Here is a 14665-nt window from a genome sequence, read left to right as displayed (position 1 = left end):
TTCCTAGTGGATCGGGGCGACACGCTGATTTGGGCGGCTCCCGTTCGCCATCGGCGTACACGCGTGACGGGTATCTGCCTGGCCTGCGGGAACATCGTCTCCCACTATCGGGTTGGAGCAGTTGTCGGCTGTTCAAGCCGGTTTTCCTCACCGACGTGGGGGTGAGCCGTGGACGGATGTCGGCAGTTGGAATGAGCTGTCCCGCCCTGCGGGACTAGCATGCGGAAGGACAGGGCGGGGACCGACCCCGAACTGCCCGACCGCTCTGAGGAGCGATAAACGATGTTCGAGAGGTTCACCGACCGCGCGCGGCGGGTTGTCGTCCTGGCTCAGGAAGAAGCCCGGATGCTCAACCACAACTACATCGGCACCGAGCACATCCTCCTGGGCTTGATCCACGAGGGTGAGGGTGTCGCCGCTAAGGCCCTGGAGAGCCTCGGGATTTCGCTCGAGGCTGTTCGCCAGCAGGTTGAGGAGATCATCGGTCAGGGGCAGCAGGCCCCGTCCGGCCACATCCCCTTCACCCCGCGGGCGAAGAAGGTCCTGGAGCTTTCGCTCCGAGAGGCCCTCCAGCTCGGCCACAACTACATCGGCACCGAGCACATCCTGCTCGGCCTGATCCGCGAGGGCGAGGGCGTCGCCGCCCAGGTCCTCGTGAAGCTGGGCGCCGATCTCAACCGAGTCCGGCAGCAGGTCATCCAGCTGCTCTCCGGTTACACCGGAGGCGGCAAGGAGTCGGCCACGGCCGGCGGCCCGGCCGAGGGCACGCCCTCGACCTCGCTCGTCCTGGACCAGTTCGGCCGCAATCTCACCCAGGCCGCCCGCGAATCCAAGCTCGACCCGGTCATCGGGCGCGAGAAGGAGATCGAGCGGGTCATGCAGGTCCTGTCCCGCCGGACCAAGAACAACCCGGTCCTCATCGGCGAGCCCGGCGTCGGCAAGACCGCCGTCGTCGAGGGCCTGGCCCAGGCGATCGTCAAGGGCGAGGTGCCCGAGACCCTCAAGGACAAGCACCTCTACACCCTGGACCTCGGTGCCCTGGTCGCGGGCTCCCGCTACCGCGGTGACTTCGAGGAGCGCCTGAAGAAGGTGCTCAAGGAGATCCGCACCCGCGGCGACATCATCCTGTTCATCGACGAGCTCCACACCCTCGTGGGTGCGGGCGCCGCCGAGGGCGCGATCGACGCCGCCAGCATCCTCAAGCCCATGCTGGCCCGTGGTGAGCTCCAGACCATCGGTGCCACGACGCTCGACGAGTACCGCAAGCACCTTGAGAAGGACGCGGCGCTGGAGCGCCGGTTCCAGCCGATCCAGGTGGCGGAGCCTTCCCTCCCCCACACGATCGAGATCCTCAAGGGCCTGCGCGACCGCTACGAGGCCCACCACCGCGTCTCCATCACGGACTCGGCCCTCGTGGCCGCCGCGACCCTGGCCGACCGGTACATCTCGGACCGCTTCCTCCCGGACAAGGCGATCGACCTGATCGACGAGGCCGGCTCCCGGATGCGCATCCGCCGGATGACCGCGCCGCCGGACCTCCGCGAGTTCGACGAGAAGATCGCGAACGTGCGCCGCGACAAGGAGTCGGCGATCGACTCCCAGGACTTCGAGAAGGCGGCTTCGCTCCGTGACACGGAGAAGCAGCTGCTGACGGCGAAGGCCAAGCGCGAGAAGGAATGGAAGTCCGGCGACATGGACGTCGTCGCCGAGGTGGACGAGGAGCTGATCGCCGAGGTCCTCGCCACGGCGACCGGCATTCCCGTCTTCAAGCTCACCGAGGAGGAGTCCTCGCGGCTGCTCCGCATGGAGGACGAGCTCCACCGTCGGGTCATCGGCCAGAAGGACGCCATCAAGGCGCTCTCCCAGGCGATCCGCCGTACCCGTGCGGGTCTCAAGGACCCGAAGCGCCCGGGTGGCTCGTTCATCTTCGCCGGCCCGTCCGGTGTCGGTAAGACGGAGCTCTCCAAGACGCTCGCCGAATTCCTCTTCGGCGACGAGGACGCGCTGATCTCCCTCGACATGTCGGAGTTCAGCGAGAAGCACACGGTTTCCCGTCTCTTCGGTTCGCCCCCCGGCTACGTGGGCTACGAAGAGGGCGGCCAGCTCACCGAGAAGGTGCGCCGGAAGCCGTTCTCCGTCGTCCTCTTCGACGAGGTCGAGAAGGCCCACCCGGATATCTTCAATTCCCTTCTCCAGATCCTGGAGGACGGTCGTCTGACCGACTCCCAGGGCCGGGTCGTGGACTTCAAGAACACGGTCATCATCATGACGACCAACCTGGGTACGCGGGACATCTCGAAGGGCTTCAACTTGGGCTTCGCGGCCCAGGGCGACACCAAGACCGGCTACGACCGGATGAAGGCGAAGGTCAACGAAGAGCTCAAGCAGCACTTCCGGCCGGAGTTCCTCAACCGTGTCGACGACACGGTCGTCTTCCACCAGCTCACCGAGGAAGACATCATCCAGATCGTCGACCTCATGATCGCGAAGGTCGACGAGCGCCTCAAGGACCGCGACATGGGCATCGAGCTGAGCGGTGACGCGAAGCTCCTGCTCGCCAAGCGCGGGTACGACCCGATCATGGGCGCCCGCCCGCTGCGCCGGACCATCCAGCGCGAGATCGAGGACATGCTCTCGGAGAAGATCCTCTTCGGTGAGCTGCGCCCCGGTCAGATCGTGGTCGTCGGCAAGGAGGGTGAGGGCGCGGAAGCCAAGTTCACCTTCCGCGGCGAGGAGAAGTCGGCGCTGCCGGACCTCCCGCCGATCGAGGCCACGGGCTCCGGCCCGGACCTGTCGAAGGGCGCGTGAGCGCCGCCCGCGGGTAGCCGAACGCGAAAAAGGGGCGGCCCCGGAACCGAAAGGTTCCGGGGCCGCCCCTTTTTCCGCGCGCGGGGACGCTCGGACGGGCCGTGCGGTTGCGTGCCGATGGTCCGGAAGGGGAGGTCCGAAGGTCCCGCCCCGGTGACAAGCCGCACAGAACAAATCGGACGTACTAGGCGGTTTCGTAGATCCAAAGGGGCTCGAAAGGGGACTTTCGGCCCGGCGTGAGGCCGTCAACAGGACGGACTGCCCCGGCTCCGCTACGAGCTTGGGTAGTAATCGGGAGGTTTGGGGAAGTACGGGCCCTCGGGTTACCAAAGATGAGCCCACCCGGCACCCGCTCAACGGTGCCGGGTCACTTCATGCCCGAGACGGGCGTGAACCGCCCTGTCCCCGGCCCCGGAGGTCTTCTTCATGTCCGCGAAGCGCATCAGCACCCGCCGTACCCGTACCGCCGTCGGCGCCACCGCTCTCGGTGCCGTCCTGGCCCTCGGAGCCGGGACGACCGCCGCCTTCGCCGACACGCCGCAGACCGCCCCCACCGGCACCTCCGGGCTCGTGGGCCGGCAGGCCGCCGCCCAGGCCGCCGGAGCCGCCAAGGCCGGCCTCTGGGACAAGCCGGTCGAGAAGTACACGCTGTCCGCGACCTTCGGCAAGGGCGGCAGCATGTGGTCGCGCAAGCACTCCGGCCAGGACTTCGCCGTCCCGGTCGGCACCCCGGTCAAGTCCGTGGGCGCCGGCGTGGTCGTCAAGGCCGGCCCCAACGGCGGCGGCGACGGCCCGGCCTACGGCAACGCCGTCGTGATCAAGCACGCGAACAACATGTACTCGCAGTACGCGCACCTCTCGAAGATCCAGGTCCGGATCGGCCAGAAGGTCGCCACCGACCAGCGGATCGCGCTCTCCGGCAACACCGGGAACTCCAGCGGCCCGCACCTGCACTTCGAGATCCGCACCACGCCGAACTACGGCTCGGGCATCAACCCGATGACCTTCCTGCGCACCCGCGGCGTCGCCCTCTAGTACCAGGCGAGGTACGGGCGCACGCGCACGCACGGGCACATCCGGGACGGCACCGACACGGTGCCGTCCCGGTGTCAGATCAGCCAGGCGTGGCTGGGCTTGCCGAGCTTGTCGAGCTTGCCGGAGTCCAGGATCGTCACCTGCTCCGGGGTCAGCGCCTTGGTCCAGATGCGGATGCGGTCCAGCGAACCGACGAAGGAACCGCTCCAGATGCCGTGGTGGCGCGCCCGGCCGAGCTGCACCGGGCCGGGACCCGCCCAGATGCCCGTGACCTTTACCTCGCCGGCCGCCTTGTCGTTGACGTAGAGCGCGATCACCTTCTTCTCGGCGTCGTACGTGCCCGTCAGCTGGGTCCACTTCTTCAGCGGGTCCGGGGCGTCCGCCACGACCTGCTGGGCGGTGGCGGCCGCGCCCTTGTCACCGGTCTGCACGCGGAAGACCCACGACGGCTTGCCGTTGACCTTCTCGAAGCCCAGCTCGAAGGAGTACGAGACCCCGTCGCCCTGGCTTATCGCCATGCGGGACCCGCTGTCGACCACGGTGTAGGCGCGCGTGGTTACGGTGAAGCTCTTGGTGACGTCGACGGCCTGCTCGGAGCCCTGGGCGTAGGACTCGGGACCCCCCTTGAGCCGGACCTCGTTGCGGTTGTCCATCTTGGCCAGCTCCAGGCCCGAGGACATCGCCAGCTGCACCGACGGCCCGCTGTTCGCACGGTCGCGCAGCAGCGTGGGTTCGCCCGGAACCGTCGGCCCGTCCTCGTCCGCCGAGGCGGGGGGCTCGGGCGCGTCCGAGGTGGCCACGGGCGGCTTGTCGGGCTCGTCCGGGCCGCTGCCCATGAAGAAGAAGTAGGCCCCGCCCGCGGCGGCGACCACCAGGACCGCGGATACGCAGATCGCCAGCAGCTTGCGGCGGGAGCGCTGGGCCTCGGTGCGGTCGGCCAGGGCCTGCCAGTCCGGTTGGGCGGTGGGGGTGAAGGCCGCCGGCTCGGGCGGGCCCGGCTGCTGCCCCAGGTGCGGGATGGGCTGCGTCGCCCCGGGGAGGTCCGGCCCCTGCTGGTACGGGCCGGCCGCGCCGCCCTGCGGGTAGCCGTAGCCGTCGGATCCGGTCGGGGCGGGCCCGAAGCCGCCGGATATGGGGGGGCCGGGCGGGTAGCCGTAGCCGCCGGACGCGGGCGGGCCGGGCGGGTAGCCGTAGCCGCCGGACGCCGGCGGGCCGGGCGGGAACCCGTAACCGCCGCCCCCCGGGGCGGGCTCGGGCTGCGGGTTGCTCGGGGGATTCGTACCGTCGGTCATGCCTCGGATGCTAAGTCACGGACCTGCCGGGGTGTACGGCCCGGTACCGATCCGCCGGCCGGCGCCGCCCGCGCCCCGCACGAGCCGCCCCGCATCCGCGCTCGCGCCCGCACGGGCCGCCCCGCGCCCGCGCCCGCGGCAGCGCCGTCACGCCGGCGCGGTCACGGGAGCTTGACGACCGGGAAGCTTCCCGTCGCCGTCGGCGCGTGCTCCGGCAGCCACAGCACCGCCACCGCGCCCGCCGCCGCGCCCTCGCGGTCCGCGCCGCCGGGCGCGGCCACGTTGCGGAAGGTCAGCCGGGCGCCGAGCACCCGCGCCTGCCCCTCCGCGATGGTCAGCCCCAGTCCGTGCCCCACGCCCGCCCGGTCCGTCGACCCGGTCCGGAAGCGGCTCGGCCCCTCGCGCAGCAGTGCCTCCGGAAAACCCGGACCGTGGTCCCGGACCCGTACGACCCGGCCCTCGACATCGACCTGCACCGGCGGCTGCCCGTACCGGACGGCGTTGGCCAGCAGGTTCCCCAGAATCCGCTCCAGCCGGCGCGGATCGGTACTGACGATCTCGTCCGCGACGACCCGGACGGACGCCTCGGGCATCAGGGCCCGCACCCGACGGCGCACGAACTCGCCCAGCGCCACGTCCTGCAGCTCGGCCCGTTCGGACGCACTGTCCAGCCGGGCCACCTCAAGTACGTCCTCCACCAGTGCCCGCAGCGCCTGGGCCCGGTCCCGCACCAGCTCGGTCGGGCGGCCCGGCGGCAGCAGCTCCGCCGCCGTCAGCAGGCCGGTCACCGGGGTCCGCAGCTCGTGCGCGATGTCCGCGGTCACCCGCCGCTCGGCCTCCAGCCGCTGCTGCAGGGCGTCCGCCATGGCGTCCACCGCGCGCGCGAGGTCGTCGGTCTCGTCCCGGACGACCCCGCCCACGGCGTCGCGTACCCGCACCTCCGGATCACCGTGCGCCACCCGCTGCGCGGCCGCGGCCGCCTTGCGCAGCCGGCGCGAGATCTGCCCGCCGATGAGCACGCCGAGCGCCGAGCCGCCGATCACCACGGCGAGGGAGCCCACGACCAGCGCCCGGTCCAGGTCGCGCACCATGTTGGCGCTCTCCCGGAAGGGGTGGTGGAGCGAGAGCACCTGCCCGTTGCCGAGCGGCACGGCCGCCCACACCTCGTGCACTCCGCCGGGCCGCTCCTGGATGTACGTCCCGCGCCGACCCGACCGCGCCTTCTCACGCAGTTGGGCGGGCAGGTCGGGGTCGTTGAGCTTGGCGCCCATGATCGGCTTGCGCCCGGCCTCGGCGTTGCGGGCGATGTACTGGACCTGCTCCAGCTTCGACTCGCGGGCGCTCTCCAGCATCGACACGCGGGCGGCGCTGTGCACCACGAGGCTCAGCGCGACCGCGGTGAGTGCGCCGACGGCGGCGATGGCCAGAGTGATCTTCCAGCGGATTCCGGTCCGGAGGGTGAAGCCGCTCATCCTTTGAGCTTGTATCCGAAGCCCCGGACCGTCTCGATCCGGTCCTGACCGATCTTGGTGCGCAGCCGTTGGACGTGGACGTCCACGACCCGGGTGTCGCCGCCCCAGTCGTAGTCCCATACGCGCTCCAGCAGCCGGTCGCGGGACAGCACGGTGCCCGGCGCGGAGGAGAACTCCAGCAGCAGCCGCATCTCGGTCGGTGTCAGGGCCACCGCGGCGCCCGCCCTGCGCACCTCCATGCCCTCGGTGTCGACCTCCAGGTCCCCGAAGGACAGCACGCCGCGCTCACCCGCCGGGTCGTCGGAGCCCGCCCCGCCGTTTCGCGGGCCGCCGGCGTGGCCGAAGCGGCGCAGCACGGCGCGGATCCGCGCGACCAGTACGGAGCCGTCGAAGGGCTTGGTGACGTAGTCGTCGGCGCCGGCCTCCAGACCGAGGACCACGTCGATGGAGTCGGCCCGCGCCGACAGCATGATCACCGGGACGGTGGACTCGTCGCGGATGCGGCGGCACAGACTCACGCCGTCCATGCCCGGGACCATCACGTCCAGCAGCGCGATGTCGGGGCGGTGGGCCCGGAAGGACTCCAGGCCCGACAGCCCGTCGGGCATGGCGGTGACCACGAACCCGTCGCGCTCCAGCGCCAGGGTCGTGGCCTCGCGGATGACGTCGTCGTCCTCCACGAACAGGACATGGGTCTCGGCCATGCGGAAGCCTCGCCTCGGTTCTTCTGGACTGTCAGTTCTTCTGGGGAGCGGCCGGCGCGGGCTGGCCTCCGCCGTCGACCACGTTGCTGTACTCGGAGTGCACCCGGTCCTGCTCGGCGAACCCGGCCCCGTCCCAGTGGTACGTGATCACGTCCTCGCCGGACGGATACGACAACGGGTCGCTCTTGGCGTACACCTGCTTGGTGACCACCAGGTCGCCCCGGTCGATCTCCGCGTAGACGGGCGGCTGCTCGTCCGAGAACACATTCTCGTACGTGCCGCCGTCCGCGCGGTACACGTAGGAGCCGCGGCCCAGGGCGTCCGCGCACGACAGGACGTTCACGACGATGTCGACGACGGGGCTGCCGGTGATCTTCCCGTAGCTCACATCGATCGGGTACTCCTTGCCCGTACAGGGCTTGAGGTCCCGCTTGACCGCGGTGCTGACCTTGGGGTCCGCCATCAGCAGCCGCACCGGGTCGACCTTCGTCCGGGGCATCCCGGGCGCGGTCACGGACGGGTCCGCGTCGGCGGAGGGGTCGCCGGACGCGGAACCCTCGGGGGAGGGGGTGGTGGGGCCCGTCGCGGGGCCCGTCTTCGCCACGGCGTCGCTGCGCGCGGGACCGCCGTCGCGCAGGCCCGTGCCGCCGGTGGCGCAGCCGACCATGAACACGGCGGTGCCGACGAGGACGACCGTCCCCGCCGACATCAGAACCAGTGGGCCCTTCCCGGCCTTGGCCGGGGGCGAGCCCCTTTCCGTCAGGCTGTGGCCATTCAGGCCGCGCACCGCTCACGCCCCTCGTACCGGATGGTGTGGTCACCGCGTTCCAGCGCGCGCATGTCCAGGTCCCGGCTCTCCAGCTCCTGGCGGAGCCGGGCCAGGGCGCGGTGCAGGGTGCTCTTCACGGTTCCCGCCGACATTCCGAGCGCCGCGGCCGTCTCCTCGGTGCTCATCTGCTCCCAGTGTCGCAGCACGACCACACTGCGCTGTTTGGGCGCGAGCACCTTGAGGATGTCCATCAGCAGGGCGCGGTCGGCCCGCTGGTCGGAGCCGTCCTCGACGGAGGCGTCGGGGAGCTGTTCGGTGGGGACCTCTTCGAGCTTGCGGGCGCGCCACCACTCGGTACGGGTGTTGATCATGACGCGACGGAGGTAGGCGTCGGCCAGGGACTTGTCGGCGATGCCGTCCCAGCGCCCGTAGGTGCGGACGAGGGCGGTCTGCAGGAGGTCCTGCGCGTCGGTGGGGTCCGGGACCAGGCGCCGGGCGCTGCGCAGCAGCGCGTCCTGCCGAGTGCGTACGTACTCCTCGAATTCGAGTACCTCGCCGTGCGCCATCTCAGACCGCCCCCGTTCCGTCCAACCCCGTAACCGCCGACTTACGGATCCGAAGGTACGGAGGGGTTGTCACGGGCCTGTGCGGGCCAGCCTTCGGTGGGAGCACGGACACCCATAGGTTGTGTAACAGTGCCGTGAGCTGCGGTTTCCCGGCCAAAAGCGGAATGAGCGAGTCAGCTTCGGGTCGGGACCGAGGAGGTGCCGGGCCGGTCCGCCCGGCACGTCCCTCAGGACTCCGGCAGCCCCTGCGGCAGCCGGTAGAAACCCCCGGCCAGCGGTTCGACCAGGCCGTCGGAGACCAGCCCGTCCAGCGCCCGGGCCCGCTGCACCGGTTCGTCCCAGACCGTGTCCAGCACCGCGCGGGGAACGGAGCCCATCGACTCCCGGAGCACGGCCAGCAGCCGGCCGCGCACCTGCCGGTCCGTTCCCGCGTACGTCTGCCCGCGCCGCGGCGGCCCCTCGTGCGCCGGCTTGCCGGCCAGGCGCCAGGCGCACAGCCCGGCCACCGGGCAGCGCGCGCAGTCCGGGCTCTTGGCGGTGCACACGAGCGCGCCGAGCTCCATCGAGGCGGCCGCCCAGCGCGCCGCGGTGCGCTCGTCCTCGGGCAGCAGCGCCCGGGCGAGCCGCCGCTCGGCCGCGGTGGTGGCGTTCGGCGGGTACTCGACCCCGGTGGCGGTGCGGGCGAAGACCCGGCGCACGTTGGTGTCGAGCACGGCGTGCCGCTGTCCGTACGCGAAGGAGGCCACGGCCGCGGCGGTGTACTCGCCGATCCCGGGCAGGGCCAGCAGGTGCGTGTGGTCGCGCGGTACGTCGCCCCCGTGCCGCTCCGTTATCGCCACGGCCGCGCCGTGCAGGCGCAGGGCGCGGCGGGGGTAGCCGAGCCGGCCCCAGGCCCGTACGGCCTCGCCCGGGGCCTCGGCGGCCAGGTCGGCGGGGCGGGGCCACCGGGCCAGCCACTGCTCGTAGACCGGCAGGACCCGGCTGACCGGGGTCTGCTGGAGCATGAACTCGCTGACCATGACCCCCCAGGGGCCGGCCTCGGGGCGGCGCCAGGGCAGGTCGCGGGCGTGCTCGTCGAACCACTCGATGACGGGGGAGTGCAGCGCGTGGCGGGCGCCGGGCGGGGTCTCTGCCGAACCGTCTGCCGACGCTTCGGCGGAGGTGGTGTGGGAGGTGGCGGGGGAGGTGAAGGGGGATGCAGTCATGGCAGACGCATCCTGGCACGTTTCGCCCCTAGCGCGCCGGGCCCGGACCGGTGAACCAGACAGCGGCGCGGGCCCCGCTCGACCGGACGGCGGAGACGATCCCGGTCGTCGGACCGGTGAGGAGGAGGACGAGGAGGGCGGCCACCGAAACGCCCAGCAGCAGGCCCGTCGCCACGTCGTGCGGGTAGTGCACGCCGACGAAGACCCGGGAGGAGGCCATCAGCAGCGCGAGCGGCACGGTGAGCAGCGCGAGGCGCCGCACGGCCAGGGCCAGCGCGACGGCGGCGGCGCCGGCTATGGCCGAGTGGTTGCTGGGGAACGACCAGTCGCCGTAGGCGGGGCACTCGATCAGGGAGACGGCCGCGCCTGCGACGGCGCGGCAGGGCCGGTCCTGGTCCACGGTGGACTTCACGGCCTCGGACACGACGTAGGCGAGGGCCGTGACCAGCGGCGCGAGGACGGCGAGGGCGACGGTGCGCGGATCGCGGCGGCTGCGCGAGCGCCACCAGACCGCGAGGAAGAGCGCGCCGAAGACGAGGAGCCCGTACTCCGTCCACACCTCGGACGCGGACTGCACCCAGGAGGGTGCGGAGTGGGCGTAGGAGGTGACGTCGCGATAGAGGTCCGAGCTGTTCATGGTCACCGACAGTACTTAAGGATGATTAGCCTCTGTGGCCCGGGGCTTGGCCGATTCTGGACGCCTTCGTCCACGGCAGCAGGATGATCATCGGCAAATCGAGCCCGCTGTGCGGCATGTGGGGCGCGGATCGGGCCGCGAACTCTCGTAAAGTTCCGTTCGTGGGATCTCTGCGCAATCCGGTCGGGCCGCTCCCCTCCTCCATCTACTGGCGACGGAGGGCTGTGCTGGCGTCCGTTGTCGCGCTCCTCGCGCTCCTCGCCGTATGGACCGTCAGTTCCGGCGGGGGGAAGTCGAGTACGAACGGCAAGGGCCAGGGTGGACCCGACCCCGTCACCGCGATCACCCCCGGACCGCCGGGCACCGGTCCGGCGATCAGTCAGGCCCCGGGCGGGCGTCCGGAGTCGGGCGGCGGCGGATCCACCGGGTCCGAGGGCGGCGGCTCGGCCGGTACGGGCAAGAACGGCGAGCCCGGCGCGGGTTCCGGTTCCGGCGCGGGCGGCGCGGGCGCGGGCGGTTCCGGCGGTGGGGGTCCGGCCCAGGTCCCGGCGGACTCGGCCCTTCCCACGTGCGCGCCGAGTGCGCTGCAGTGGGAGGTCAAGAGCGTGAAGAACGAGTACGAGGCGAACGAGAAGCCCCGGCTCGAACTGATCGCCCGCAATATCTCCGGCACCACCTGCAAGGTCGATCTCGGCCCGAAGCAGGCGGTCCTGACCATCCTTCAGGCGGCCGGCACCAAGGCCGTGTGGTCCTCGGCGGACTGCCCCGCGGGCGCGGGCAACGCCTTCTTCCGCGTCGGGGCGCAGAGCGAGACGAAGCAGTCCCTGGAGTGGGACCGCAGGTTCAGCGCGCCCGACCAGTGCCAGACGCCCCCGGCCGGCTCGGCGGGCCCGGACACGTACGTGGTCGAGGTCAAGTCCCCGGGCATGCCGGTGGCACGCACCTCGTTCGTCCTCAAGCAGGACTAGCGTGCGGCGCCGCTGCCGGGGGCCCTGCCTCCGCCGGCGGCGCGCAGGTCGGAGAACCGGCGGGCACATCGGAGAACCAGCGCGCAGGTCGGAGAACCGGCGGGCGCCGCCGCGGGCTAGACGTACCGCTCCAGGATGGAGGACTCCGCCAGGCGGGACAGGCCCTCACGGACGCTGCGCGCACGCGCCTCGCCCACGCCGTCCACGGTCTGCAGGTCGTCCACGCCGGCGGCGAGCAGCTTCTGCAGGCCGCCGAAGTGCTCCACGAGCCGCTCGATGATGGCCCCGGGCAGCCTCGGCACCTTCGCCAGCAGGCGGTAACCCCGCGGCGACACGGCCGAGTCGAGGGTCTCCGGCGAGCCGGTGTACCCGAGCGCCTTCGCCACGATCGCCAGTTCCAGCAGCTCCGGGTGCGTCAGCGCGTCCAGCTCGGACAGGGCCTCGTCCACCGTGCGGGAACGCTTCGCCGTCGGCTCCGGCACGTAGTCCCGGATGACCAGCTCGCGCTCCTGCTCGATCCCCACCGTCAGCTCGTCCAGCTGCAGCGACAGCAGCCGCCCGTCCGTGCCCAGTTCGATCACGTACTCCGCGATCTCGGTCGCGATCCGGCGAACCATTTCCAGCCGCTGCGCGACCGCCGTCACGTCGCGGACCGTCACCAGGTCCTCGATCTCCAGCGCCGACAGGGTGCCCGCGACCTCGTCGAGGCGCAGCTTGTACCGCTCCAGCGTGGCCAGCGCCTGGTTCGCCCGCGACAGGATCGCCCCGGACTCCTCCAGGACCCGCCGCTCCCCGTCCACGTACAGGGCGATCAGCCGCATCGACTGGGACACCGACACGACCGGGAATCCGCACTGCTTCGAGACGCGGTCGGCGGTGCGGTGCCGCGTACCGGTCTCCTCCGTGGGGATCGACGCGTCCGGCACGAGCTGCACGCCGGCCCGCAGGATCTTCGTGATGTCCTTGTCGAGGATGAGCGCGCCGTCGAGCTTGCACAGCTCGCGCAGCCGGGTCGCGGTGAACTCCACGTCCAGGACGAAACCGCCGGTGCACATGGCGTCGACGGACTTGTCCATACCGAGGACGATGAGCCCGCCGGTGTTGCCCCGGACGATCCGCTCCAGGCCGTCACGCAGCGGCTGACCAGGCGCGACCGCGCTCAGCGAGGCGCGCATCATGGCCTCCTGCTTGGAGGCGGCACCCGACTTGCCGGATGCCGCTGCCCCGTCCTTGGCTGCCACTGCACTCCTCCGGTCGCGGGTTGCGCCGCCCCGCGCCACGGGCACGAGGACGTGCGAAGGGCCGGGCGGACCATCCAGAAGTCTACCGGCGCGCGCTGCGGCCCCGCCGTGGCTTGGCCAGGTACGCCCGCGCGGAGGGCCTTACGGGCGCCTGACCAGCGGCGCGTCCTGCCGATACGTCACTGCGGCGTGGGCGGGTGATCTTGGGACGGCGGCAGTGGCAGTGGCGGCGGGACCGGGACCTCGGGCGTGCGGGACCGGGACCCCGGGCGGATGTGCGGGACCGGGACCCCGGGCGGATGTGCGGGACCGCGATGTGCGGGACCGCGGCCGGGCGGGCCTGCCGGGTCACGCGCGGGCGGACCCGGAAACCTACTCGGCGGCCCGCTCCTTCGCCGGCGTCCGCGACCGCCCGCGCGGCAGCACCCGGAGCGCGTCGCCCATGTCCGCCACCTCGATCACCTTCATGCCCGCCGGCACCTTGCCCGGATCCGACGGCACCAGCGCGTGCGTGAAGCCGAGCCGGTGCGCCTCGGCGAGCCGCCGCTGTACGCCGGTCACCCGCCGCACCTCCCCGGCCAGGCCGACCTCCCCGATCGCGACGAGGTTCTTCGGCAGCGGCACGTCACTGGCGGCGGAGGCCAGCGCGAGCGCGATCGCCAGGTCGGCGGCCGGCTCGGTGAGCTTCACCCCGCCCACGGTGGCGCTGTAGATGTCCCGCTTGCCGAGCGCGGTGATCCGCCCGCGCTGTTCCAGCACCGCCAGCATCATCGAGACCCGGGAGGTCTCCAGCCCCGACGTGGTCCGCCGGGGGGAGGGGATCTGGGAGTCCACGGTCAGCGCCTGCACCTCCGCGACCAGGGGGCGCTTGCCCTCCAGGGTCACCGTCAGGCAGGTGCCGGGCACGGCCTCGGCGCGCCGCGTCAGGAACAGCCCGCTCGGGTCGGCCAGACCCGTGATCCCCTCGTCGTGCAGTTCGAAGCAGCCCACCTCGTCGGTGGCCCCGTACCGGTTCTTGACGCCGCGCACCAGCCGCAGCCGGGCGTGCCGGTCGCCCTCGAAGCTCAGCACCACGTCGACGAGGTGCTCCAACAGCCGGGGGCCGGCGATGGCCCCGTCCTTGGTCACGTGGCCCACCAGCAGGGTGGACATCCCCCGCTCCTTCGAGGCCCGGATCAGGGCCCCGGCCACCTCGCGCACCTGCGCCATGCCGCCGGGCGCGCCGTCGATCTCGGGGGAGGCCACCGTCTGTACGGAGTCCAGGACGAGGAGGGAGGGTTTCACGGCGTCCAGGTGGCCCAGCACCGCCGAGAGGTCGGTCTCGGCCGCGAGGTACAGGTGGTCGCTGAGGGCGTTGATCCGGTCGGCCCGCAACCGCACCTGGCTCGCGGACTCCTCGCCCGTCACGTACAGGGTGCGGTGTTCGTCGCTGGCCGCCTTTGCCGCGACGTCCAGCAGCAGCGTCGACTTCCCGACGCCGGGCTCTCCGGCGAGCAGCACCACGGCGCCGGGCACGAGCCCGCCGCCGAGCACCCGGTCCAGCTCGTCGACGCCGGTGCTGCGGGCGGTCGCCGTCCGCCCGTCGACCTGGGCGATCGGCACGGCGGCGGTCGAGACCCGGCCGGCCGCGGTGGTCCGTACGGCGGGCGCGCCCATCTCCTCGACGGTGCCCCACGCCTGGCACTCGGGACAGCGCCCGAGCCACTTCGCGGTCGTCCAGCCGCACTCGGTACAGCGGTAGGACGGCCGGTCCTTGGCGGATGAACGAGCAGTACGGGCAGCCATGCCGCCCACGGTAACCGCCCCCACTGACAACCCGCCCACAGCCCCGACCCGCGCGCGAGTACGGGCGCGGCCCCGCCGCCCGTAAGACGGCCCGCCGCGCCGACCGCGCCGACCTGGCCGCGCTTGGCCGCGCGGGCCGCGCCGGGCCGAGCGCGCCGGGGGCAACGACGGGCGGCGCCGGCC

The 14665-nt window shown here is 72.1% G+C and carries 12 protein-coding genes; 3 read left to right on the top strand and 9 right to left on the bottom strand.

Annotation, left to right across the window (positions count from 1 at the left end; genetic code table 11):
* Positions 1 to 282 precede the first annotated feature (282 nt).
* Both ACWFQ8_RS27355 and ACWFQ8_RS27350 read left to right on the top strand, forming a co-directional pair.
* Entirely contained in the window at positions 283 to 2808 is a 2526-nt protein-coding gene (locus ACWFQ8_RS27355; protein ID WP_453788941.1) for an ATP-dependent Clp protease ATP-binding subunit, read from the top strand.
* Positions 2809 to 3234: 426 nt separating this feature from the next.
* On the top strand, positions 3235 to 3843 hold the full coding sequence (locus ACWFQ8_RS27350; protein WP_453788940.1) for a M23 family metallopeptidase: 609 nt from the start codon (positions 3235 to 3237) through the stop codon (positions 3841 to 3843).
* A 74-nt stretch (positions 3844 to 3917) separates the two neighbouring features.
* Here ACWFQ8_RS27350 and ACWFQ8_RS27345 read toward each other — a convergent pair whose 3' ends face one another.
* From ACWFQ8_RS27345 to ACWFQ8_RS27315, 7 genes are all read right to left on the bottom strand, one after another.
* Positions 3918 to 5135, bottom strand: a complete 1218-nt coding sequence (locus ACWFQ8_RS27345) for a LamG-like jellyroll fold domain-containing protein (RefSeq protein WP_453788939.1) — start codon at positions 5133 to 5135, stop codon at positions 3918 to 3920.
* Positions 5136 to 5296: 161 nt separating this feature from the next.
* Complete coding sequence (gene cseC, locus ACWFQ8_RS27340) at positions 5297 to 6607, bottom strand: two-component system sensor histidine kinase CseC (protein WP_453788938.1); 1311 nt, start codon at positions 6605 to 6607, stop codon at positions 5297 to 5299.
* Positions 6604 to 7311, bottom strand: a complete 708-nt coding sequence (gene cseB / locus ACWFQ8_RS27335; RefSeq protein WP_453788937.1) for a two-component system response regulator CseB — start codon at positions 7309 to 7311, stop codon at positions 6604 to 6606. The genes cseC and cseB overlap by 4 nt, the downstream gene beginning before the upstream one ends.
* Positions 7312 to 7342: 31 nt before the next feature.
* Positions 7343 to 8020 (bottom strand): hypothetical protein, encoded by a 678-nt coding sequence (locus ACWFQ8_RS27330; RefSeq protein WP_453788936.1) that lies wholly within the window; start codon positions 8018 to 8020, stop codon positions 7343 to 7345.
* Between the two features lie 65 nt (positions 8021 to 8085).
* Positions 8086 to 8646, bottom strand: coding sequence for a SigE family RNA polymerase sigma factor (locus ACWFQ8_RS27325; RefSeq protein ID WP_069920779.1), 561 nt, complete (start codon positions 8644 to 8646; stop codon positions 8086 to 8088).
* Between the two features lie 227 nt (positions 8647 to 8873).
* A complete protein-coding gene (locus tag ACWFQ8_RS27320; RefSeq protein ID WP_453788935.1) occupies positions 8874 to 9851 on the bottom strand; it encodes an A/G-specific adenine glycosylase in 978 nt (325 codons plus the stop codon).
* A 28-nt stretch (positions 9852 to 9879) separates the two neighbouring features.
* On the bottom strand, positions 9880 to 10488 hold the full coding sequence (locus ACWFQ8_RS27315) for a phosphatase PAP2 family protein (RefSeq protein WP_453788934.1): 609 nt from the start codon (positions 10486 to 10488) through the stop codon (positions 9880 to 9882).
* Positions 10489 to 10712: 224 nt separating this feature from the next.
* Between ACWFQ8_RS27315 and ACWFQ8_RS27310 the strand changes: the two genes are divergently transcribed.
* Positions 10713 to 11456 carry a hypothetical protein gene (locus ACWFQ8_RS27310; protein ID WP_453788933.1) on the top strand — a complete coding sequence of 248 codons (744 nt, stop codon included), beginning with the start codon at positions 10713 to 10715 and terminating at the stop codon, positions 11454 to 11456.
* Between the two features lie 116 nt (positions 11457 to 11572).
* Here ACWFQ8_RS27310 and disA read toward each other — a convergent pair whose 3' ends face one another.
* A complete protein-coding gene (disA, locus tag ACWFQ8_RS27305) occupies positions 11573 to 12697 on the bottom strand; it encodes a DNA integrity scanning diadenylate cyclase DisA (RefSeq protein ID WP_453788932.1) in 1125 nt (374 codons plus the stop codon).
* 372 nt (positions 12698 to 13069) lie between these two features.
* Complete coding sequence (radA, locus tag ACWFQ8_RS27300; RefSeq protein ID WP_453788931.1) at positions 13070 to 14482, bottom strand: DNA repair protein RadA; 1413 nt, start codon at positions 14480 to 14482, stop codon at positions 13070 to 13072.
* Positions 14483 to 14665: the final 183 nt, after the last annotated feature.

Source organism: Streptomyces sp. NPDC055254 (genome assembly GCF_053606025.1).
Note: the sequence above shows the minus strand (reverse complement) of the source record. Positions and strands in the feature narration are given on the sequence as shown.